This window comes from Caldifermentibacillus hisashii, from assembly GCF_039654145.1.
Classification (GTDB): Bacteria; Bacillota; Bacilli; order Bacillales; family Caldibacillaceae; genus Caldifermentibacillus; species Caldifermentibacillus hisashii.
On sequence record NZ_CP155467.1, the window covers coordinates 594757 to 617282 of the forward strand.

General features: G+C 37.4%; 17 protein-coding genes and 1 riboswitch. Of the genes, 15 read left to right on the forward strand and 2 right to left on the reverse strand.

What is annotated here, in order from left to right; translation table 11 throughout:
* Positions 1–22: 22 nt before the first annotated feature.
* The gene (locus NSQ14_RS02850) at positions 23–508 is read right to left on the reverse strand and encodes a PTS glucose transporter subunit IIA (RefSeq protein WP_346206957.1); all 486 of its coding nucleotides are present in this window, start codon (positions 506–508) and stop codon (positions 23–25) included.
* Positions 509–1067: 559 nt separating this feature from the next.
* Here NSQ14_RS02850 and NSQ14_RS02855 point away from each other — a divergent pair.
* The 3 genes from NSQ14_RS02855 to NSQ14_RS02865 all read left to right on the forward strand — a co-directional run bounded on the left by NSQ14_RS02855 (position 1068) and on the right by NSQ14_RS02865 (position 5378).
* Positions 1068–2369 (forward strand): NCS2 family permease, encoded by a 1302-nt coding sequence (locus tag NSQ14_RS02855; protein ID WP_346216836.1) that lies wholly within the window; start codon positions 1068–1070, stop codon positions 2367–2369.
* Between the two features lie 280 nt (positions 2370–2649).
* On the forward strand, positions 2650–4038 hold the full coding sequence (fumC, locus tag NSQ14_RS02860) for a class II fumarate hydratase (protein WP_346216837.1): 1389 nt from the start codon (positions 2650–2652) through the stop codon (positions 4036–4038).
* A gap of 308 nt (positions 4039–4346) precedes the next feature.
* Complete coding sequence (locus tag NSQ14_RS02865) at positions 4347–5378, forward strand: S66 family peptidase (protein ID WP_034767894.1); 1032 nt, start codon at positions 4347–4349, stop codon at positions 5376–5378.
* A gap of 142 nt (positions 5379–5520) precedes the next feature.
* Here NSQ14_RS02865 and NSQ14_RS02870 read toward each other — a convergent pair whose 3' ends face one another.
* Positions 5521–6810: an MFS transporter gene (locus tag NSQ14_RS02870; protein WP_346216838.1), complete on the reverse strand. Its 1290-nt coding sequence runs from the start codon at positions 6808–6810 to the stop codon at positions 5521–5523.
* A 161-nt stretch (positions 6811–6971) separates the two neighbouring features.
* Between NSQ14_RS02870 and NSQ14_RS02875 the strand changes: the two genes are divergently transcribed.
* From NSQ14_RS02875 to NSQ14_RS02930, 12 genes are all read left to right on the forward strand, one after another.
* A complete protein-coding gene (locus tag NSQ14_RS02875; RefSeq protein ID WP_346216839.1) occupies positions 6972–8222 on the forward strand; it encodes a helix-turn-helix domain-containing protein in 1251 nt (416 codons plus the stop codon).
* A gap of 747 nt (positions 8223–8969) precedes the next feature.
* The gene (locus NSQ14_RS02880) at positions 8970–9329 is read left to right on the forward strand and encodes a YxeA family protein (RefSeq protein ID WP_034767909.1); all 360 of its coding nucleotides are present in this window, start codon (positions 8970–8972) and stop codon (positions 9327–9329) included.
* Between the two features lie 78 nt (positions 9330–9407).
* Positions 9408–10172: an ABC transporter ATP-binding protein gene (locus tag NSQ14_RS02885; RefSeq protein ID WP_034767911.1), complete on the forward strand. Its 765-nt coding sequence runs from the start codon at positions 9408–9410 to the stop codon at positions 10170–10172.
* 15 nt (positions 10173–10187) lie between these two features.
* On the forward strand, positions 10188–12041 hold the full coding sequence (locus tag NSQ14_RS02890) for an ABC transporter permease (RefSeq protein WP_346216840.1): 1854 nt from the start codon (positions 10188–10190) through the stop codon (positions 12039–12041).
* A 575-nt stretch (positions 12042–12616) separates the two neighbouring features.
* Positions 12617–12754: a hypothetical protein gene (locus NSQ14_RS02895; RefSeq protein WP_342019675.1), complete on the forward strand. Its 138-nt coding sequence runs from the start codon at positions 12617–12619 to the stop codon at positions 12752–12754.
* Between the two features lie 362 nt (positions 12755–13116).
* On the forward strand, positions 13117–14073 hold the full coding sequence (locus NSQ14_RS02900) for an AAA family ATPase (protein ID WP_269919287.1): 957 nt from the start codon (positions 13117–13119) through the stop codon (positions 14071–14073).
* Positions 14073–15269: a DUF58 domain-containing protein gene (locus tag NSQ14_RS02905; RefSeq protein WP_346216841.1), complete on the forward strand. Its 1197-nt coding sequence runs from the start codon at positions 14073–14075 to the stop codon at positions 15267–15269. Before NSQ14_RS02900 ends, NSQ14_RS02905 begins: the two co-directional genes overlap by 1 nt.
* On the forward strand, positions 15266–17506 hold the full coding sequence (locus tag NSQ14_RS02910; RefSeq protein WP_342019678.1) for a transglutaminase TgpA family protein: 2241 nt from the start codon (positions 15266–15268) through the stop codon (positions 17504–17506). Before NSQ14_RS02905 ends, NSQ14_RS02910 begins: the two co-directional genes overlap by 4 nt.
* A gap of 41 nt (positions 17507–17547) precedes the next feature.
* A riboswitch (purine riboswitch) is annotated at positions 17548–17649 on the forward strand.
* Between the two features lie 554 nt (positions 17650–18203).
* Positions 18204–19724, forward strand: a complete 1521-nt coding sequence (gene guaA, locus NSQ14_RS02915; RefSeq protein ID WP_041847986.1) for a glutamine-hydrolyzing GMP synthase — start codon at positions 18204–18206, stop codon at positions 19722–19724.
* 279 nt (positions 19725–20003) lie between these two features.
* Positions 20004–20195, forward strand: coding sequence for a hypothetical protein (locus NSQ14_RS02920; protein ID WP_034767930.1), 192 nt, complete (start codon positions 20004–20006; stop codon positions 20193–20195).
* A gap of 720 nt (positions 20196–20915) precedes the next feature.
* Entirely contained in the window at positions 20916–21374 is a 459-nt protein-coding gene (locus NSQ14_RS02925) for an AraC family transcriptional regulator (protein ID WP_034767931.1), read from the forward strand.
* A 185-nt stretch (positions 21375–21559) separates the two neighbouring features.
* Positions 21560–21919, forward strand: a complete 360-nt coding sequence (locus NSQ14_RS02930; protein ID WP_034767932.1) for a VOC family protein — start codon at positions 21560–21562, stop codon at positions 21917–21919.
* Positions 21920–22526 lie beyond the last annotated feature (607 nt).

Here is a 22526-nt window from a genome sequence, read left to right on the forward strand (position 1 = left end):
CCTGTTTTTATTAGGAAGAGGATTATCCAGTTATGGACATAATAACAGTTTTTCCAATATGGACTGTTTTTTTCACAGTGAATGAAATTAGTTTTTTATGTTCATCATCATTCGTAATAATAATAGGAGAAATGATTGATTTAGCCTGACTGTTGATAAAAGCTAAATCAACGTCCATGAGTGGTTGACCAATGGAAACAGAATCCCCGATTTTTAAAAAAGGATGAAAACCTTCCCCATTTAAGTCAACCGTGTCTAGGCCAACATGAATTAATAATTCTGTCCCATCCTCAGCTTTTAAACCGATTGCGTGTTTTGTAGGTGCAATGAGAATCACTTTCCCATTTATTGGTGCACAAAAATGCCCGTCAGTTGGTATTATGGCAATTCCATCTCCCATTAGTTTGTCACGAAAAACAGGGTCGGGAACAAAGGATAGAGGAATTACTTCCCCGTCTACCGGAGCATAAATTGAAAGATCTCGCTTTTTCTTAAAAAAACTGAACATACATATTTCTCCTTTTTTAGAAAATAAAAAAGGCATGGTGGTAAAGGGGGAGAATGCTACCCTTTTGTTACCACCATGCCTGATCGAATCAGTAACATGTGATCTGATATACAATTTATTTATCCCTATCATACTATTAGTTTGAAAAAATGGCAAGAGAATTATTTAAACGCTTTCAAAAAACCTGGATTATACATCTTTGAACAGTATAATATTTTTGCTAAAAGAATATTTGCCCCGTAAAATGGGTCATTATGTTCAAGATAATTGGTAGAATATCTACAAAAAAAGCCTGAATTTATGCATCTTAGAACAGTGTGATTATTATCCCGAAAAAATATTTGCTGTGTAAAACGGGTCATTATGTTCATGATAATTGGTAATAAATATACCAAAAGGGACATCTGGTCCATCGTTGAACCTTCAATGCCCAAGATTTTGTAAAAACTTATCCCTTAATACAGACTATGTAAATTTTGTACTTGAAAAACCATCCATAAACGAATATTATTTAATTTGTGGTCTTAAAATGTTCGCATTTATATTAGGAGGGCAAAAGATGTTTAAGCTTCAGGAAAATCAAACAAATGTGAAAACGGAAATCTTCGCCGGGATGACAACATTTTTTACAATGGTATATATTATTGTCGTTAACCCGGCAATTTTATCGAATACCGGAATCCCGTTTGAACAAGTATTTACCGCAACAATTATTGCAACCGCCATTGGTACGCTTTGGATGGCGCTTTTTGCAAATTATCCGATTGCGATTGCTCCCGGTATGGGCTTGAATGCATATTTTGCCTTTTCGGTTGTAGGTTCTCACGGTGGGATTGATTATGTTACGGCCTTTTCCGCAGTATTTGTAGCAGGTATTATATTTGTTATTCTTTCTTTAACAGCTTTTCGAGAAAAATTAATTGAGGCAATTCCGGATAATTTAAAATTCGGAATTTCAGCTGGAATTGGTCTTTTTATAGCTTTTGTCGGTTTAAAAAATACCGGGATTATTACAAGTAATCCAGATAATTTAGTTGGGCTCGGTAATCTTCATTCTCCTGAAGTATTGCTGGCGTTATTTGGTTTGGCCGTTTCCCTTGTGTTAATGGCACTCAATGTAAATGGTGCTTTATTTTTTGGTATGATTATAACGACAATCGCCGCATTCGTAACCGGACAGTTATCCTTTGATAAGGGAATTTTTTCTCTACCATCGTTACCGGACGGTGTTATCGTAGCCAACCCTCTGGAAGCTTTTGCTGATGTATTCCAACACTCGCTATATGCGGTTGTTTTCTCCTTTTTATTAGTCACCATCTTTGATACGACCGGAACGATGATTGGAGTAGCAGAACAGGCAGGTTTTATGAGAGGAAAAACATTACCAAATGCAAAAAATGCACTCCTTTCTGATTCCATTGCTACAACAATCGGTGCAATGGTGGGAACAAGTCCGACAACGGCATATATTGAATCAACTTCAGGGGTTGCTGCAGGTGGAAAGACCGGTCTTACGTCACTAACGGTTGCGGTTCTCTTTATTCTTGCCTCATTCTTAAGTCCTTTAGTCGGTGCAATTTCCGGTGTGGCCGCGATTACCGCACCGGCACTTATAATTGTAGGTAGCCTAATGATTGGTCATGTTGCAAAGATTAAATGGAATGAAATTGATGAAGCATTCCCGGCATTTCTAGTCATTTTAACCATGCCGCTCACGTCGAGTATTTCAACAGGTATTGCGCTCGGTTTTATATCGCTTCCGTTAATGAAAGTAGCCAAAGGAAAATGGCAGGAAGTCCATCCGATTGTCTACATTTTTGCAGTATTGTTTTTTATTCAGTTGGCGTTCTTGCCACACTGAGAATTCACATACTGGCCACGGCTATGCTATTTCAGCTGTGGCTTTTTTATTAAAAAATCCACAATGATCTTACTTTAGTTAAGCCCAAATTTTATCTTTTTGAAAAAGTTTAAATACCTCAATAGCTAACTTAAACAAGAAAATCGCTTTTTGTTGCCAAATTAATAGATTTGTACAACTATATTGACTATAGTCAAATTAATAGATTTGTACCACTATATTGACTATAATAGAAATGAATTTGTAAACGTTTTTGTCCAAATACAGGAGGGGAATTTTCATGGAATACCGGATTGAAAAAGATACGATGGGGGAAGTTAAAGTTCCGGCAAACAAATTATGGGGTGCGCAAACGCAACGGAGCTTACAAAACTTTGCGATCAGCACGGAAACTATGCCGGAAGAATTAATTAAGGCTTTTGCCATTTTAAAAAGAAGTTGTGCGATTGTAAACAATAAACTTGGAAAATTAAGTGATGAAAAAGCAAAGGCGATTGTCACTGCAGCTGATGAAATTATTGAAGGAAAACATGAGGGTGAATTCCCGTTAAAAATTTGGCAAACCGGCAGTGGTACACAATCGAACATGAACTTGAATGAAGTCATTGCGAATCGGGGTAATCAACTGTTGGCCGAACAAGGTGCCAGTCAAAAATTACATCCAAACGATGATGTCAATATGGGCCAAAGTTCAAACGATACATTTCCGACTGCCATGCATATTGCAACAACGAATTATGTACAAACGTATTTAATTCCTGAAATTGAAAAATTGAAAGCGACATTAGAAGAAAAGTCACAAGCATTCATGGATATTGTAAAAATTGGCCGGACACATCTTCAAGACGCAACACCATTAACCCTCGGCCAAGAAATTAGTGGCTGGGTACATATGTTGGAACGTTCCTTAGAATTTGTCAAAGAAAGTTCCGATAAAATGAAAGCACTGGCTATTGGCGGGACAGCCGTCGGTACCGGAATCAATACCCATCCGGAATTCGGGAAATTGGTTAGTGAGGAAATTTCTAAATTTACGGGAATAGAGTTTTATTCATCAGAAAATAAATTCCATGCCTTAACGAGCCATGATGAAGTTGCCTATGCTCATGGTGCATTAAAGGCATTGGCAGCCGATTTAATGAAAATCGCCAATGATGTCCGTTGGTTAGCTTCAGGTCCAAGATGCGGAATCGGGGAAATTACTATTCCGGAAAATGAACCGGGATCATCGATTATGCCGGGAAAAGTCAATCCAACCCAAAGTGAAGCGATCACGATGATTGCTGTTCAAGTCATGGGAAATGATGCAACCATTGGATTTGCAGCAAGTCAAGGGAATTTTGAATTGAACGTGTTCAAGCCGGTGATCTTGTACAATTTCTTGCAAAGTGCCCGACTTTTAGCAGATGGTATTCGTTCATTCAATGATCATTGTGCGGTGGGCATTGAGCCAAATCGGGAAGTAATTACGAAAAACTTGAACGAGTCGTTAATGCTTGTTACGGCATTAAATCCGCATATCGGTTATGAAAAAGCAGCCCAAATTGCTAAACTTGCTCATAAAGAAGGAACAACATTGAAAGAAGCAGCATTGAAGCTTGGCTACTTAACGAGTGAAGAATTTGACAAATATGTCAATCCCGCTGACATGGTACATCCGAAAGCTTAATAAAACCATATAGATTAATGTATAATGAGACGTCAGAATTGGTAAAATATCTTTCAATTTTGACCGTCTCTTTTTTTACCTTCAGCAGTAACCGACCGATTGTATAGAAAGAAATCAACATTAGTGCCAGTGATTTCGATGGTAAAAACGAAAAGATCGATAGCAGAAGCCCCATCTATCAACAGTTACCCTCGTGATTACAGCTGTAAAAATAGAAAATCAACACATCCCCATGTTCAAAAAATCATTGCATTATGTCGTAAAGGGTGGTTAAATAATAAGAATTATATGGGAAGGTGGGCATGTAGATGTTGATCAAACCAAAAAAATTACATCCTGGTGATAAGGTGGCAACCGTTAGTCCTTCATGGGGTGGAGCGGGTGACCCCGAGATTCGTTGGCGCTATGAGCAAGGTGTTGAAAGACTGGAAACCGTTTTTGACCTGCAAGTGGAACCAATGCCAAATAGTTTGAAAGGGACAGAATACCTGTATGACCATCCGGAAGCCCGTGCCGAAGATTTAATGGCAGCCTTCAGAGACCCGGATATCAAAGCGATTTTTACCAATATCGGTGGGGAAGATAGTATCCGGCTTCTACCCTATATCGACTTTAAAGTGATTCACAACAATCCGAAAATTTTCATGGGCTATTCAGATACAACAATTCCTCATCTTTTTTGTTTAAAAGCAGGGGTATCGTCGTTTTACGGACCATCTATTTTAGTCGATTTTGCAGAAAATATCGAGATGCACCCCTATACGGTCGATAAAATCAAACGGACATTATTCTCTAATAAGGCGATCGGGGAAATTGAAACGGCAGCCGAGTGGACGAGTGAGCACGTAGAGTGGACAGAAGCAAATAAAAATCGAAAACGAGTCATGCAGCCGAACTCGGGATATGAAGTTTTACAAGGTAAAGGTGTTGTGCAGGGGAGGCTCATTGGCGGTTGCATAGAAGTTTTGGAGTTTGCTAAAGGAACGGTGCTCTGGCCGGACGAAAAATATTGGGATGGATGTATCTTGTTTTTTGAAACATCCGAGGAAAAGACGGAACCGACCTACATTCGATATTGGCTGCGAAACTATGCGGCACAAGGAATTTTGCAAAAAGCGAACGGGATGATTTTCGCCAAACCGTATGATGAAAAATATAGGGAGGAATATAAGGAAGAAATTTTAACAGTGATGCGAGAGTACGGGTTGACCAACTTACCCATATTATATAACTTGAATTTTGGCCATACGGAGCCGAAATGTATTTTGCCTTATGGCGCACTGGCTGAAATCAATTGTAGTAAAGGTTCTTTTTCTATTCAAGAAAGTGGTTGTATATAATGAAGGGTGCCGGATCCGGGGCTGGCACCTTTATCTTCCTTTGCTATAAACAGGGAGTAAGCCCCACCTCAAGCAAAGAGGATAGGTGGGGGATGAACTTCCCGTAAAGGTCCAATTAGTTCAACACTGATGGAATTTCCCATTACCCGGTAATACGCTGTAATGCATTTTTTCGCTCAGGATATGCATTCGCTATTACAGATGGACGGAGCATAAAAAGGGCAATACCGATGATGATACCGGCCGAGATGAACAATACCCATTCAGCCGCAACCCAATCATAAAGAAATCCATAGATGACTGTCCCAAGCGGCATCAGAACTTGTGCCATTGTTTCAATAATAGAAATAACCCTTCCTTTGAAATCATCATCCACACTTTTTTGCATCATGACCCCGATTGGTGTATTTATGATGGTCAAAAAACTACCGATCGCTAACATTAAAATAAGATAAAACACAAACATAGCCTGATAAGAAAATGGGACAAGTAGAGGTACGGCAATGCCACCAATAACAAGAGCCAATCCAATAGTTCCATATTTTGCGGTAATGAGCGGGTATTTAATTTCTTTCCGAATCGTTAAATAAAAAGATAACAACAACATGCCGACAGCAAAGGCACCTTCCAAAATTCCGAAATGCTCTGACTTCATTCCCAGTTTTTCGATTAAAACGAAAGAATATCCGACTTGAAAAGAGCCGAAGAAAAAATTAATAAACAAGGCAATGAAAATAATAGTTTGAATGACCGGTTTCGTTTTTAAATAGGCAAATCCTTCTTTCATACTGACCCACAATTTTTCCTTCCCTTGACCTGCGACTGGTACATGGCTACGTTTGGCAAATAATTGGAAATCCATCGTTGAATCAAGAATTAGAGCAACTAGAGATGCAATTAAGTAGATTATGAGAAAAACAGGAATTGAAACTGCCCCATAAAGTATGCCTCCTAAGGCCGGTGCGACGATGGAGGCCAGTGATATGGACATTTGATTAAGCGACATTGCTTTTTGAATTCGATTTTCATCAACCAACCCTGAAATTGATGATGTGAAGGTAATACCGGAAAAAGTTGATGTCAATGACAATAGACAGGTGGTTATATAAATGGCAGTCAGTGATAAGCCATTCATAAGGCTAACTGTCAAAAGCCCGGCAATTGCCAAAACAGAAGCTGCTTGGGCAAGAATGATCGTTCGTTTCCGCGAGAAATTATCCGCAACATAGCCTGCAAACGGTGCAGCAATCGTCCGTGGTAAAATACTGCAAATTAAATTCAAAGCAAAATTAGTTGCAGATCCGGTTAATTGCAAAATATAAAAGCTAATGGCAAAAGAATAAACATTGGCCCCAAATGTAGAAATTAACTTGCTCGTCATAAATGTCCAAAGATGATAAGATCCCCTTTTTAACTTTTGTGCTTCGGTCAAAGAAATCCCCTTCTTTCATTAATGTTAAATTTTATTAAACAAATCATAACATATGTCCTTTTGAATATCAATAAATATGTTCAATTAAATTAAACTTTATTTTGTGTGAAACTTATTTTACTGACCGGGAAAAATTTAATATAATCAAAATAAGAATGGAGGTGTTTCCCATCTCAACATTAGGAGAGCGAATCAGGAAATTAAGAAAAGACAGAGGGCTGACCCTTGAGGCATTAGCCGGTACGAAATTAACGAAAGGGATGCTCAGCCTGATTGAAAATAATAAAGCGGTTCCTTCCATCGAGAGCTTGAATTATATTGCAAGCCAATTGGGAGTGGATGTTAGTGATTTGTTACAAGATGAAAATGTTCAGGAATTGAGGGATTTATTGGAACAGGTAGAAAAACTATATTTTACCGACACAAAAACACTTAATAATAACAAAAAGTATCAACAGATTAAAAAAATGATTGAGCCATTTATCAATCACTTAACGAAAGGATATGAGTCAGCACGTTTAACGGAGTTGTACGGATATAGCCTTTATCATGTTTCAGAAGATAAGAACTGGAAAAAGTATATTTTGGGCTCAGCCCAAATGTATGAGAAAATGAATCTGGTGGACAGAAGAGCGAGCGTTGGTACTTTTCAGGTTAAAGTTCAATTTCGTAACCATAAATACGAAACGGCATTAAAAATGCTTTTAGCAGAACGGGATTATCTTGAAAAAAATTTTCCGTATATGAGTCCGACGACAAGGCTTGAACTTGATTACCTTGAGGCAGTACTACATTTTGCTGTCGGGAATTCACTAGCGGCAATCCGTGTGATAGAAGATGCAATTGCTTTCTCAAAAGTCCATAAAGTTTTTTACCATATTGATGATTTGTATCGGATAACTATCGGTTATGGACTAGTGAACCATGACGAAGAAAAAATCAATAATTATTTGAAGAAGTTGCTTGGGTATGCTAACTTTGTCGAAGATCCTTTCTATTATGCCTTTAATGATTATACTGAAGCCGAAGTAAGACTTTTTAAACATCAAGATTATGAAGGTGTTATTCGTCTGGTTGATAAATACGTGACGGGTCTGGATGATACCGAAGTACTGAAACCGTATTTTTTCTTAACGAAAGGGAAGGCCTTGTATGGGTTGGGACGATATCAGGAAGCCGTTCAATTGTTGGAAAGAGTTGAAATACCACCGTTTTTGCCGCACCCGTTTGACTTAACAATCTTTTATGTGGGAGATTCTTATTTGGCGTTATGTTATTTAGAATTAGGTCAAATTGAAACGGCTTTGAAATTCGCCACAAGGGCAAAAGAAAAAACAACTCCTCTTCCGGATACATTATTCAAATCATTTATTATCGATACGTATAAGAAAATTGTTCAACATATTGTTTAATATTCACGAGTGGGTCAATGCCCACTTTTTTTATACGTTAAGAAAGTATAAAAATACCAGTAAATAACTTAGGATTAGTTTTATTGTCTAGCTCCGTGCGCCAGCGACTGAGAAACTAGCTCACCTTTAATGTTCTCTGCGCCATAGCCTATTCGAGGAAGTAAATCTGTTCCCATTGCGAGGATGTAGGGCCACAGGACATGGTCAGATATGCGTTCCAACAGGAGTTTGTACGTTGCTAAACGGGCGCTCTTCACTTTTCTTATATGCCCGGTAAAAGCAGTAGGGTTGGTGGGAAGGTGATGATAAAAGGAGCGGTTGTAGGATTCTTATCTTTGCAAAATAATTTTAATAAAATTCAGAATCAATTAGAACAAAATTTGCCCCTTATACGATCAGGTAGTAAACGGTCCAATTGCGCAAAATTGGGTTTAGTAAATAAAGAAGGAGAAAAGTAACTAGTTATGATAAATAAATAGAAAAAATACTTTCTTAAATTTATGAGCCTTAAGGTAACTACCCTAAGGCTTTTTTTGGCAACTTTTTCATCCTCCTTAACGGGCAGTAACATCCAACTTAAGTTTTTTTATCACATTTTACATTCGTTTTTGTTAAGAAAAGCTTAAGAAGTTTCCTAGTTTTTTCTTAAGAAATGAATCCTATACTGTAGATATTGATGAAAAGTTCCATTGGGATCCCAAGAACTTAGATTGTCAATAAAGAAACGGGAAAGGTGGATAAAAAAAGATGAGAAAAAAGTTTTTATTTGGTATTTTCGGAGTCGTTGTGACTGGCGTTTTGATTATGACTTTTATTGGTGAGGAAACTCGAGATAGATTTAATCCATTCATTAAAGAAAAAGATGTTTTTGTTTTGGTAAAGGATGAAGGAATACCGGACCCTGATTTTCCGCAGAGATATATGTTCAGGTTAAACGGGGTGGATGAATCAGGAGAAACAGATGAAATTAAAATCACTACTTCTGTTAAAAACTTCCCAAAAGAAAGTTATTTAAAAGCCCATGTAAAAGGTAAGTATGTTTATGAGTACGAAGTTGTATCTCCGGAAAACATTCCTGAAAAAGCAATGGAAGTATTGACTAAATAGTAAAAAGTCCAATAACTAATATTGTCATTGAATTTGACACCGGTTCGGAAAATGTATGCAAAGAATAGGAGAGTATATATGAAAAGGTCAGTGATAATTGTTAAAAATATTCAAAAAGTGTATGGGGAAAAGAGAGGAAATCCATCACATGCATTAAAAGGAATATCTTTCTCGATGGATGAAGGGGAATTTGTTGGCGTTATGGGACCTTCCGGATCAGGTAAAACGACATTACTAAATGTAATTTCAACGCTTGACCATGCAACCGATGGCTTAGTTGAAATTGCAGGTACAAACATTACCAAGATGAGGCAAAGCGAACTGGCTGACTTTCGTTCAAAAAAGTTAGGCTTTATTTTTCAGGATTTTAACCTGCTTGAAAACTTATCAATTTATGAAAATATTGCGTTGCCACTATCACTGCAAGGGGTTTCTTCCAATAAGATTGGGACAAAGGTAGAAAAGGTAACAAAGATGTTAAGAATTTCAGACATTCTTTCCAAATATCCATCAGAGGTTTCCGGTGGACAAAAGCAGCGTGCGGCGGCTGCGCGGGCGATTGTGCATGACCCTGCCATTATTTTGGCAGACGAACCTACCGGTGCACTGGATTCGAAAAATGCCGCAAGTCTTCTGGAGACGGTGGCAAATTTAAACGAAGAACAAGGTACATCTATTTTGATGGTCACTCATGATGCTTATAGTGCAAGTTACTGTAAACGTATTTTGTTTATTCAAGACGGAGAGCTGTATAAAGAAATTCACCGTAGTCAAATGCCGCGCCATGTTTTTTATAAGGAGATATTAGATGTGCTTGCAGAATTGGGTTCAGAGAAAAGATAGGGAAGGAAATTCGGCATGTTATTTAAACTTTCTATAACAGGATTAAAAGGTAAGTTAAAAGACTACATCGTTTTGCTTGTTGGTCTTGTCTTGTCCATTTCAATTTTTTATATGTTCCAAACATTAGCGTCTAACAAGGAATTTCTGGAAGCAAACGCAACCATTAAGTCAATTGGCTATGTGTTTCAAGTCGGATCATTCTTATTGGCAATCATCACATTTTTTTATGTGTTTTATGCAAACTCATTTTTGATGTCCCTTCGTCAAAAAGAGTTTGGTATGTATATGTTGTTAGGGGCAAAAAAATATAAAGTTGCATTCATTATGTTTATAGAAACCATCTTAATTGGAGTGACTTCTTTAGCAATTGGAATCGCCTCAGGTATAGGACTTTCACAAGGTATTGGTCATTTGTTAATGAAGCAACTTAATTTTACTGCAAGTGGTTATCGGGCATTATATGTTCCCTCCATAACAGTTACTTGTATATTCTTTGTTGGATTATTTATCCTATCTGCTTTGTTGAATAGTATGAAATTAGCACGGATGACAGTTCTGGAACTTGTGTACGGAAATACTTACGCTGATTCTTCCGTGATCAAAGGAAAGATGACCGGAATCATAGCATTCATTTCGATTATTTTATTGGGAATCGGTTACGCATCAATGATTTTTATGGATGTTTTAAAAGAAGCGGGAATCACGATTGCGATGCTTTCGACAACAGCGGGGACATATTTATTTTTTGAATCTGTTTTTCCGCTATTTGTAAAGAAGCTTAAAGAAAATAAAACACACAATGAAAAAGGAATTAATGCTTTTACATTTGCCCAATTAAAGTTCCGAATCAATGGTTTAACAAAAGTTTTAGCTACCGTAGCCATGCTAATTGCACTGGGAGCAGGAGCCATTTCAGGCGGCATGGCTTTTAAAAATAATGTGATAAAATCGGCTGATAAATTTGAAATATATGATACTGTCATTTACAACCCAACAGCAGAAGAAATGAAAATTTTAAATGATATACCATTCAAAGATAAAAATGAATATCGTTATAAAACGGATGATCAATATATTTATTATCTAAAAGCAGAGTTAGAAAAAAACCGTCCCTTCATATATGTTGAAAATGGAGGGAAATATACCGGTAAATTAAAGCGTGTTTCTGAAGACCTGCCATTAGGTGCTGTTTCAAATGATGGACAAGAAATGGATAAAAATACCAAGGTCATCCCGGATGAATGGGTGACTGCGCTAAGAGGGATACAACCTTCCTATTTGGATTATCTTGACAAAACGATAAAAATTGTAGACATAAAAAGGTATAATGAACTACAAGGCAAGGAAGGGCTTGTTTTTATCGGCAAAACAGATAATTTTGCTGCACATACAAAAGAATGGAAAAAACTTGATGAATTGCAGCTAGAAAAATATAAACATATCGATGCAGACGACATGCTAAGTAAATATAAAATATATAATGAATTTTATACTGTTTCCAGCGGGACGGTATTTATGGGCTTCTTCTTAGGCATTGCTTTTTTGGCTATGATGGCGAGCTGTTTAATGTTTAAAATTCTGTCCGGAGCAACAGCAGATATAACCCGTTATGACATGCTTCGTAAAATTGGTGTTCGCCATGAGTTACTAACGAAGTCAATCTACAAGGAATTTTTCTTAATATTTTTATGTCCGGCTATTGTAGGTATTGCCCACGTATTAATTGGCATGAATATTTTTGGGCTCATTGTCATTGACCCGTATTTTCGTATTTGGTTACCTATTTGTATTTTCTTAGTGATTTATACCATTTACTATACGATTACAGTTCAATTATATAAAGGCATTGTTCTTCCAAAAGTAAGATAGAATGATAAATGTATGGATGATGATCCTTTTCGAAAAGGGTTATGAAGGCGCGGCAATCCTCATATTTTTGAAATGCAGATTCAGAAAAGGGACTCAAAATTTTTTAAAGAGAAGTAACTTATCTTCTCGTCGTCAATTTGAGGCGGGAAATGCTCTATTTTGGCGACGAGGCCTGTTCTCGTCACCATTTTAAGGTGGGAAATGCCTATTTTTGGCGACGAGCCTGAATCTCGTCGCCAATTTGAGGCTGGAAATGCTCAATTTTGACGACGAGGCCTGTTCTCGTCACCAATTTGGGTCGAAAAATGCTCAATTTTGACGACGAGGCCTGTTCTCGTCACCGTTTTCGGTTGAGAAAGCTCCTATTTTGGCGACGAGCCCCATTCTCGTCACCATTTTTCGGTGAGAAAAGCTCTTTTTTGACGACGAGCCCTGTTCTCGTCACCAATTTGAGTCGAAAAATGCTCAATTTTGACGACGAACCCCAATCTCGTCACCAATTTGAGATGAAAAATGCTCTATTTTAACGACGAGATCTAATCTCGTCACCATTTTTCGGTGAGAAAAGCTCTTTTTTGACGACGAGCCTGAATCTCGTCACCATTTTGAGGCGAAAAATGCTCAATTTTGACGACGAGCCCGGTTCTCGTCACCGTTTTTGGTTGAGAAAGCTTCAATTTTGGCGACGAGACCCGTTCTCGTTACCAATTTGAAGTGAAAAGCGCTCAATTTTGACGACGAGCCCCAATCTCGTCATCGTTTTTGGTTGAGAAAGCTTCAATTTTGGCGACGAGCCTGAATCTCGTCACCATTTTGAGGCGAAAAATGCTCAATTTTAACGACGAGATCTAATCTCGTCACCATTTTTGCTCAGAAAACTCGATTTTTTGACGAAGAATCCCGACGAACTGTCTCAGGAAAGATAAGCGGCCTTAGCCCTCCCTGTATAATAACGGCTAAGGCTGCTTAATTATTAAAAACTTGTAAAAATCGTAAATCTCATTAACAGGTGACGGAATTTATTGTAAAATAAAAATAATATTCCTTTTCGACCAATACAGGAGGTTTTACAACAATGTTCATTCCAACTCTCCATCCAAAGGTAGAAGTTATCTTAAATAATATGGAAAGGGTCATCGTCGGAAAACGTGAAGAAATCATTTTATGTTTGACAGCGCTTTTGGCGGATGGCCATGTGCTATTGGAAGATGTCCCCGGTGTCGGGAAAACGATGCTTGTCAAATCCCTTGCCAAGTCGGTCAGCTCAACATTCAAACGAATCCAATTTACTCCTGATTTACTGCCTTCCGATGTACTGGGTGTGTCGATTTATAATCCGAAAGCATTGGAATTTGAATTTCGACCGGGTCCCATTATGGGCAATATTATTTTAGCCGATGAAATTAATCGGACAAGCCCGAAAACGCAATCAGCCTTGTTGGAAGGGATGGAGGAAAAGAGCGTGACCATTGATGGCCATACATTTCCTCTGCCAAGACCGTTTTTAGTTATGGCCACGCAAAATCCGATTGAATATGAAGGGACCTATCCATTACCGGAAGCCCAACTCGACCGCTTTTTATTAAAAATCCACATGGGTTATCCAAGTTTTGCTGAGGAAATGGAAGTCTTGAGTCGTGTTCAAGAGGAGTTGCCGATTCAGGAATTAACCCCTGTCATTACTTTGGACGAGCTGCTATCTATGCAAAAAGAGGTGAAAGGCGTATTTGTTGATGATACGATTAAACAATATATTATTTCCATTGTGACAAGGACAAGAAATCATCCGCAAATCTATTTAGGTGTCAGTCCCCGCGGCTCGATTGCATTAATGCAAGCCTCAAAAAGCTATGCCTATATACAAGGACGGGATTTTGTGCTGCCTGATGATATCCAATTTTTAGTACCTTTTGTTTTCTCACACCGGATGATTTTGCAGTCACAAGCCAGATACGATGGTGTGAATGCGGAAGAAGTTATCTCCTCGATTTTATCGGATACAAAAGTTCCCATCCAAAAGGTTGTGAAATGATGCATCTGATGAAAAGAACCAATTCCGTTTTGAAGTTCATCGGGCTGATTGGACTTGTAGCAGCAAGCTTTAGTTTTGCCATGTTTCAAGGGGGATTTGTCAGCTGGTTTTTATTTGGAAGTTTTCCGCCTATTGCCTTTTACTCCATCCTACTAAACTTTTATCCAATAACACGAATTGATATTAAGAGGGTGCTTGATAAAACGGAGTACGTTAATGGTGAAATGGTATCGGTAAAAATTCATATAACCTTGCCCTATCGTATTCCTCTCGTCTATCTATTTATTAAAGATGAAGTTTCTGAACGTTCAGGGAGTCGTCCGTTTTCAGGAACAACAGTATTATTTCCGTTATTTTCAAAAGAACGAACGTTTACTTACCACCACAATTTATTGCCACGTGGGGAGTACACCTTTCACAAGATACGAATCCAAATGGGTGATCTGTTGGGCTTGACCCGGAAAGAGGTAGTTGTAGAGCAATTGGAAAAAATCATCGTATATCCGGCGTATATTGAAATGAAATATGATCCTTTCAAAACCTTATTTGAATCGGGAATGACTGCAGCAAAGGATTTAGCCCAAAGAGACTCCACAATGGCGATAAGTACACGTACCTATCAATCCGGCGATAGGTTTTCCTGGATTCACTGGAAACAGACTGCAAGAAAAAATGAAATAATGACAAAGGAATTTGAACAGCGACAAAGCCAAGATGTATTACTTATTTTAGATCGCACACCCAGTCCAAGTTTTGAGTTAGCTGTAAAATTTACTGCTTCAATTGTTCGATCCGCTGTAAAAGTAGGGGCTAACATCGGTCTTCTTTCATATGGAGCGGAAAGACAATATTTCCCTGTTCAGGGAAGAGAAGCACAACTCCGAACATTGAATTATCATTTAGCAACTGTGAACGATGATTTAAACTATGACTTTCATAGAATTTTAGAAACAGAGATATTTTTGAAAAAACCCGGTCAAACGATGATCTTCCTTGTCTGTCAACTAAGAAAAGAAGTTATAGAAAAAATAACTGACCTTTATACTCGAAATAATGAAATTGGTATTTTTTTGATAAAATCCCGGCTTGAAAAAGTTAAGCCTGAAGAGGCCGCTTTATTGGAGTATGCCAAGGGTAAGGGCTTGAATGCAAAAGTAGTGCGTGAAAGTGATTTTACCAAGGCTTTTGAGAGGTGATTACGATTAGAAAGCAAAAAGGTCTACAGACGTTTATTTTATATGTGATCGGATTTATCCTTATTTGGGAATGGCTCCGTCCTTTACAACAGATAACCGAAATAAAAAATTTACAGGTATTTCTTGGTTTTCTGGTTATTTGCTTTGTATTAAGTTTTCTTGGTGTTCATTGGATTTTAAGAATAATTATTAATGGTTGCTACATGATATTGGTAATTAACCACTTATATTACCAAGAGCCGCTTATCACACTCTTAAAGTTGGATACAATTATAAAAGATTTTGCTTTAAATATCGGTCATGTTTTCAGGATGGATTGGCTCGGACTGACGAATTCATTTCGAACATTTCTACTGTTCGTCACACTGGATTGTATTGTCTTTCTATATACATTTTGGGTGAAGAAGCGAAAAGGTATTTTTTTCTTTGTTTTGATCACGATTATTTACTTGGCTATTCTTGATACATTTTTTCCGTTTCAAGCAGATTATGCGGTGATTCGCACTTTTATTATCGGCTTGGCGGCAACGGGATTGGCACATTTTTCAAAATTGGTGGAGCAGGAAAGGCTCACTGTTTCCTTTGCGTTAATAAAAAGATGGCCTATCCCGTTAGTTGTCATAATCCTTGTATGTGCAGGTGTTGGAATAGTTATTCCAAAGCCTGGTCCGATTTGGCCGGATCCGATGCCTTATGTTGTTACGTTTGCCAATCAGGAAGATGGAAATATGCTGAATGCAAAGGGAAAACTTCATAAAATTGGTTATGATGAAGACGATACCCAACTTGGGGGCGGGTTTATCAAAGATGATACACCGGTTTTTACGGTTAAGTCCCCGGAGAAACAGTATTGGCGGGTGGAAACGAAAGATTTTTATTCAGGAAAAGGGTGGGTTGTTTCTGAAAAAGATAATTTTCAGCAAATAAAAGATTCAGAGGAACTGCCTATTTACTCGGTTGAACCGGAATATCTTGGTGAAACATCAGAATTGGAAGTTGTCTTTATGGAAAGACGAGATCATGTCATCTATCCACAAGGGGTAAATAGACTCAAATTTCATAAGCAAAACTTTTATCATTATAATGAAGCCAATGAGAAGATTCAAATTCCACCCGATAACCAATTATCATCCTACACGGTGCAATATCAGCGTCCTGCTTTTATTATAGAAGATTTAAAAAATGTAACCGCATCTGAAAATTTGAGGAAGGACATGCCGGATTTTTATACCCGGTATACGCAATTGCCTGAGAATTTACCGGCTAGGGTTAAAGAACTTGCCATTCAGTTAACTGAAAATGAAAGTAATCAGTATGACAAAGTAAAAGCAATCGAGGAGTATTTACAAAGTTCCCGGTTTACCTATAAAACGGAGAATATCCCAATTCCCGGCAAAGAAGAGGATTACGTTGACCAGTTTTTATTTGAAACGATGATCGGCTATTGTGATAACTTTTCAACATCAATGGCGGTCCTGCTCCGTTCTGTCGGGATCCCCTCCAGATGGGTGAAAGGTTATACTGGGGGTACAGTTATTGGCTCTGAGGGTGAGTTGACAACATATAAAATTACAAATAATAACGCCCATTCATGGGTAGAGGTATATTTTTCCGGTATTGGCTGGGTTCCATTTGAGCCGACAAATGGGTTTACAAACGCGGTTGATTTTATTGAAGAAACCGAAACCGTAAGTACAGAAAATGCTCTGCAACAGGAACGAGAATCAGAACCTAATGTCCAGCCAGAGGAACCAAATCAACAAAGAAAACAACAAACAGAACAACAAATAGAAGAACAATCAGAGCCAAATAGTGATAAAGAAACAAAACCATTTATAATAAATAATGATTGGAAAACGGTAAAAATTTGGTGGGTAATCGGTGGAATTTTGGCTGGTATTTTTGTTTTGCTTAGTTATATTTTACGTCGACGTTGGCTGCCTTATTGGGTAATTTTTCAGTATCGAAATAAAAATGATGCAAAGTCTTTTATGCCGGCGTATTTGGCACTTTTAAAGAGACTGGAAAAATCAGGAGTCATAAAAGAAGAGGATGAGACATTAAACCAATTTGCAAAGAGGGTCGATGAATTTTTTAACAATGATTTTATGAGCCGGTTAACGGAACAATATGAACGCTATTTATACCGGAATGAGCAGGTTGATACCGGCTGGGGCTCTTGTAAACCAATTTGGGAGGAGTTAATGAAGCTTGCGGCAGAGAAAAAACTTACTTGACCTTATGTTGAATACACTTTACAATAATGACGTTCAGTAAAACTTGATAAATTCCATTCCTTCATATATCCTCGATAATATGGTTCGAGAGTCTCTACCAAACTACCGAAAATAGTTTGACTATGAAGGCAGTTTTCTAATTTGTTCTTTTGAATCGGTAATTAATCCCTTCAAAAAATAACTTGAACGAAAACTAGAAACTGCCTTTACTGGTAGGGTCTAGTTTTTCTTAAAAGATAAGAAAGTATAAAAATACAAGTAAATAACTTGGAATTAGTTTTATTGTCTAGCTCCGAGCGCCAGCGACTGAGAAACTAGCTCCCCTTTAATGTGCTCCTGCGCCATAGCCTATTCGAGGAAGCGGATGTTCAGCTCGTCGCAAAGCTTCATGAAGTACATCAAGGAAGATTACTCATGAAGTTCGCTCAAGTAGCAGCTTCACTACGATAAGTCAACATCGGCTCGTCACTCGCCGTGTTTCCTTTATCTCATTGCGGGGCGCTCCAGTTTGTACGTCGCTAAGCGGGCGCTCTGCGCTTTTCTTATATGTTTATTTCCTTTTATATCGAAGCCGTAGAGGATTTGTGCAATTTCACGCTGGATGTGATGATGGATATATTCATTGGAACGGGTATACTGATATAAACAATAGATTGAAGAGGTGGACAGATTGGTTAATACAACAAATGAGCGGGAAATGATTATTGTCTTGGATTTTGGCAGTCAATATAATCAATTAATTACAAGGAGAATCCGAGAATTTGGCGTGTATAGTGAACTGCATCCACATACAATAACGGCTGAGGAAATAAAGAAGATGAATGTAAAAGGCATCATTTTCTCCGGTGGTCCGAATAGTGTGTATGATGAGTCGGCTTTCACTTGTGATGAAAAGATTTTTGAGCTGGGAGTCCCCGTTTTAGGGATTTGTTACGGAATGCAGTTAATGGCCAAACATTTTGGCGGGAAAGTGGAAAAGGCTGAAACCCGTGAGTACGGGAAAGCGGAAATTCAAGTAAGTACGAATAAAGTTTTGTTTCAAAATTTGCCCGAACAACAAGTTGTGTGGATGAGTCATGGTGATCTGGTGAAAGAAGTACCAAGTGGATTCACTGTTGACGCAGAAAGTTCATCCTGCCCAATTGCTGCGATGAGTAATGAAGAAAAAAAACTTTATGGCGTTCAATTCCATCCTGAAGTTCGCCATTCGGTTTACGGTAATGACTTGCTAAAGAATTTTGTATTCGGTATTTGTGGCAGTGAAGCAAATTGGTCGATGGATCAATTTATCGAAATGGAAATCGAAAAAATTCGTGAAACCGTTGGCGATAAAAAAGTTCTTTGTGCATTAAGCGGCGGAGTTGACTCTTCCGTTGTTGCGGTTTTAATCCATAAAGCAATCGGCGACCAGTTAACATGTATCTTTGTTGATCATGGGTTACTTCGGAAAGGAGAAGCCGAAAGTGTTATGGAAACATTCGGCGATAAATTCCATATGCATGTAATCAAAGTTGATGCCCAAAAACGCTTCCTGGATAAACTGAGAGGTGTCAGTGATCCGGAACAAAAGCGGAAAATTATCGGCAATGAATTTATTTATGTTTTTGATGACGAGGCTCATAAATTACAAGGTATTGAATTTTTAGCTCAAGGGACATTGTATACGGATATTATTGAAAGCGGAACGGCTACTGCACAAACAATTAAATCCCACCATAATGTCGGCGGTCTTCCGGAAGATATGAATTTTAAATTAATCGAACCGTTAAACACGTTATTTAAAGATGAAGTTCGTGCCCTCGGAACTGCTCTTGGAATTCCGGATGAAATTGTATGGCGCCAACCATTCCCGGGTCCGGGTCTGGGGATTCGGGTCTTGGGTGAAGTAACCGAAGAAAAATTGGAGATTGTCCGGGAATCAGATTGGATTTTACGGGATGAAATTAAGAAGGCTGGCTTGGATCGCGATATATGGCAATATTTTACCGTCCTACCCAATATTCGCAGTGTCGGTGTCATGGGGGATGCTAGAACCTATGATTACACGATTGGCATTCGTGCAGTCACATCGATTGACGGTATGACTTCAGATTGGGCGCGGATTCCGTGGGAAGTACTGGAAAAAATTTCAACGCGAATCGTTAATGAAGTTCCTCATGTAAATCGGGTTGTCTATGACATCACAAGCAAACCACCGGCAACGATTGAGTGGGAATAAAAGGCTAACTTGATTTGAAGAGGGAACACCTATTTATAATGGCTTTTCCTAATCTAATATGGATAAAATGATTTAAAAAAGATAGTTCCCTGCCAAAAATAAAATTTGGCAGGGAATTTTTCAGCATTTATTGTGGCTTTGAAATAAATTTTATATTTTATAATAAAGATTAATCATTTGGAACAAAGTTTGATACAATTAATTTAATGAGTGAGAGCAAGATAATCCAACAATCGAGTCGTTTTGTAGAAGAAAATCATTCAAAAGGAAGGTGTACAAATGGCAAAACCAATTTGTCCAAAGTGTAAGAGCGAAGATATTAAAAAAGGTGTAATGGGCGCTTCTTTCGGACAGGTTCAGATGTTTCCTGAAAATATAAGAGGAAAGTCTTCACCTATTTCAGCAGAGTATTGCAATGAATGCGGATATATTATAGCTCTTTACGTGGAAAATCCAAAGAATGTAGGATAACTGTGACTTTGAAATAAAGTTAAGACGTTTGAAAAAAGTTGCGGTGTTTATAAAAAATATGGGAAATTTTACCCCTCTGGATTATGCGTTGTCCAAAGGGCGTTTTTATGTTAAAAATAGGCTGTTTTCGTAAACTTTGTTGCTTTCTAAGGCGAAAAATAAACATTGTAATAAAATTATATAGATATTCAATTTATATTATTGAAAGGACCATTCCTTATGATGGGATATTCTTATATCCGCTATATTTTCTCAGGAATAGAACATACGGAAGTATCGGATAAGCAGGACTATATTAAAAGAAGACGAATGGTTGTTAATCATTCTTTGTTAGCAGGCGTGACCTTTTTATTATATTTCTAATCGTTAAAGGAATTCCGAGTAATTGGGAAGAGGGATTAGACTTGATTGCATTGCCGATACTTTTCACGATTTTTTATTTGACTACATTTCACTAAAGCGTTCTTACAAAAAGAATAAGGATCTGACAGATGACTAACGGTAATCTATGCAGAGGAAAAATATTTGTAAAAAGCAATGGCTATCAAACGGTAGTGCGGTAGGGGTTAACAAGCCAATTTTATGTGCCAACAAACAAAGCGTACATACTTTGTTTATGCTCACTTTTTTAAAAATGTTGATGAATTCCATTTTAAAGCATGTTATCGTTATTTGTGAGGAGCTACTGGCCAGTCTCCAATATATTTTTAGGAGGAAATAATGAACTATAAGATTGAAATTTTAAATGAAAATAAAATGGTTTATATGAGAAACACTGGTGCGTATGGTAGCCGTAAAAATTTTGATATGATGAAAGATTTTAAGAGTTGGATTGCCCAAAATGATTTAACAAAAACTTTATTAGAAAACGGGATTTATGGTATTGCTCAAGATAATCCAGAAATAATACCACCTGAAAAGTGCAGATATGATCTAGTTTTAATTACTGATGAAGATTTCTCCCAAGACAACAAGGTTAAGACTGGATATTTTAGGGGCGGAAAATATGCAGTTTTTACGGTCAGACATACTACAGAAGCAGTTCAGCAGTTTTGGAAGGAATTGCCCGAATATATAAGAGAAAATGATTTAAATATCTGTGAAGAACCGATAATAGAACGATATAAAGAAGAGGAAGGTGAAGACAAAATCTGTGAGTTTTTAATTCCTATTAAATAAATTTATAGCAAAAGGAGTTGTTTGAAATAGAATATAGTAAAAACTGATATGTTTGGTAAAGAAGAGGCAAACAAGTATGAGATGGAAATTTGAATCTCTGTTGTTTAATTTAGGCTTTAGTTGCACGGGAATAAAGATGTTTTTTTAAAAAGTGTAGTTTATGAATTGAAATGGGGTAATATTTTATGTGGAAAAAAATAGAATGTCTTGCAGTTTTTACGGAGGACATTGAAAAGTCAGTGAATTTCTATCGATCGTTAGGTCTAACCAAGGCGTGGGAAACTTATCAAGACGAAGAGAAACAATGGACTCTTGTTGGAATGAGATTTCCTGATGGTAATTCAGAGTTAGTATTAAAAAATAATCCTAATTTAAATTTTGCTGAAACCGAGATTGTTGTTGAAGATGTTATAGCATTTTATGAAACATTAAAGAATAATTCTGAAGTTCAGTGGATTCGCACTCCATTTGCTAACTCTTTAGGTGGACACGTTGCGGTAATGAAAGCCCCGGATGAAAATGTTTTTGTTTTAGTAGGTAAATAAATTGAAAGATACTTCAAGTAACGGGTGCTTTACTTGAATAAGTTCCACAATCAAAAGACCCTTAAAAATACGCCATTTTATACTTGGTGTGTATTTTTAAGGTCTTTTGATAAACATACATGAATTAAATGTTAAATAGACTGGTCCTCATTACTATCCTCTTGATTGATTTTAATTTATAAATAGAATTAAGCATTAAGTTGTTGTAATTTTTATATTTGTAGCTGATTTCTAAAATGAATTAATCATATACTAATTAACGAGTAAACTTCAGTATTCCAGAATAGAGCGCTTTAGCAGAATAACGATTCATTTATCGGAGCATTTAGTTGAATGATGACATAACAGATATTCAAATTAATTGATATTAAGTTAAAAACAGGATTTTGAGCAAAGTAATAGTAATAATACGATGGAGTGGAAAAATTATAGGAGAGCTGGAAACCTTTATATTTACTAAGTCCCTACACGAAAGTGCTGTTTGTTGCATTTTTAGTAAAAGTTTTTTGAATAACATTTTCGGCAAACAAAAAAACACATGGGCAGATGGCTCAATCTGTTTATGTGTTTTCATAATTCTTTCTATATGTTCTGAAAAACCACATTG

Excerpts from the sequence above, each read along its gene's own strand:
- NSQ14_RS02850 (WP_346206957.1), bottom strand. The coding sequence starts at position 508 with ATGTTCAGTTTTTTTAAGAAAAAGCGAGATCTTTCAATTTATGCTCCG.
- NSQ14_RS02855 (WP_346216836.1), top strand. The coding sequence starts at position 1,068 with ATGTTTAAGCTTCAGGAAAATCAAACAAATGTGAAAACGGAAATCTTC.
- fumC (WP_346216837.1), top strand. The coding sequence starts at position 2,650 with ATGGAATACCGGATTGAAAAAGATACGATGGGGGAAGTTAAAGTTCCG.
- NSQ14_RS02865 (WP_034767894.1), top strand. The coding sequence starts at position 4,347 with ATGTTGATCAAACCAAAAAAATTACATCCTGGTGATAAGGTGGCAACC.
- NSQ14_RS02880 (WP_034767909.1), top strand. The coding sequence starts at position 8,970 with ATGAGAAAAAAGTTTTTATTTGGTATTTTCGGAGTCGTTGTGACTGGC.
- NSQ14_RS02885 (WP_034767911.1), top strand. The coding sequence starts at position 9,408 with ATGAAAAGGTCAGTGATAATTGTTAAAAATATTCAAAAAGTGTATGGG.
- NSQ14_RS02890 (WP_346216840.1), top strand. The coding sequence starts at position 10,188 with ATGTTATTTAAACTTTCTATAACAGGATTAAAAGGTAAGTTAAAAGAC.
- NSQ14_RS02900 (WP_269919287.1), top strand. The coding sequence starts at position 13,117 with ATGTTCATTCCAACTCTCCATCCAAAGGTAGAAGTTATCTTAAATAAT.
- NSQ14_RS02905 (WP_346216841.1), top strand. The coding sequence starts at position 14,073 with ATGCATCTGATGAAAAGAACCAATTCCGTTTTGAAGTTCATCGGGCTG.
- guaA (WP_041847986.1), top strand. The coding sequence starts at position 18,204 with ATGATTATTGTCTTGGATTTTGGCAGTCAATATAATCAATTAATTACA.
- NSQ14_RS02920 (WP_034767930.1), top strand. The coding sequence starts at position 20,004 with ATGGCAAAACCAATTTGTCCAAAGTGTAAGAGCGAAGATATTAAAAAA.
- NSQ14_RS02925 (WP_034767931.1), top strand. The coding sequence starts at position 20,916 with ATGAACTATAAGATTGAAATTTTAAATGAAAATAAAATGGTTTATATG.
- NSQ14_RS02930 (WP_034767932.1), top strand. The coding sequence starts at position 21,560 with ATGTGGAAAAAAATAGAATGTCTTGCAGTTTTTACGGAGGACATTGAA.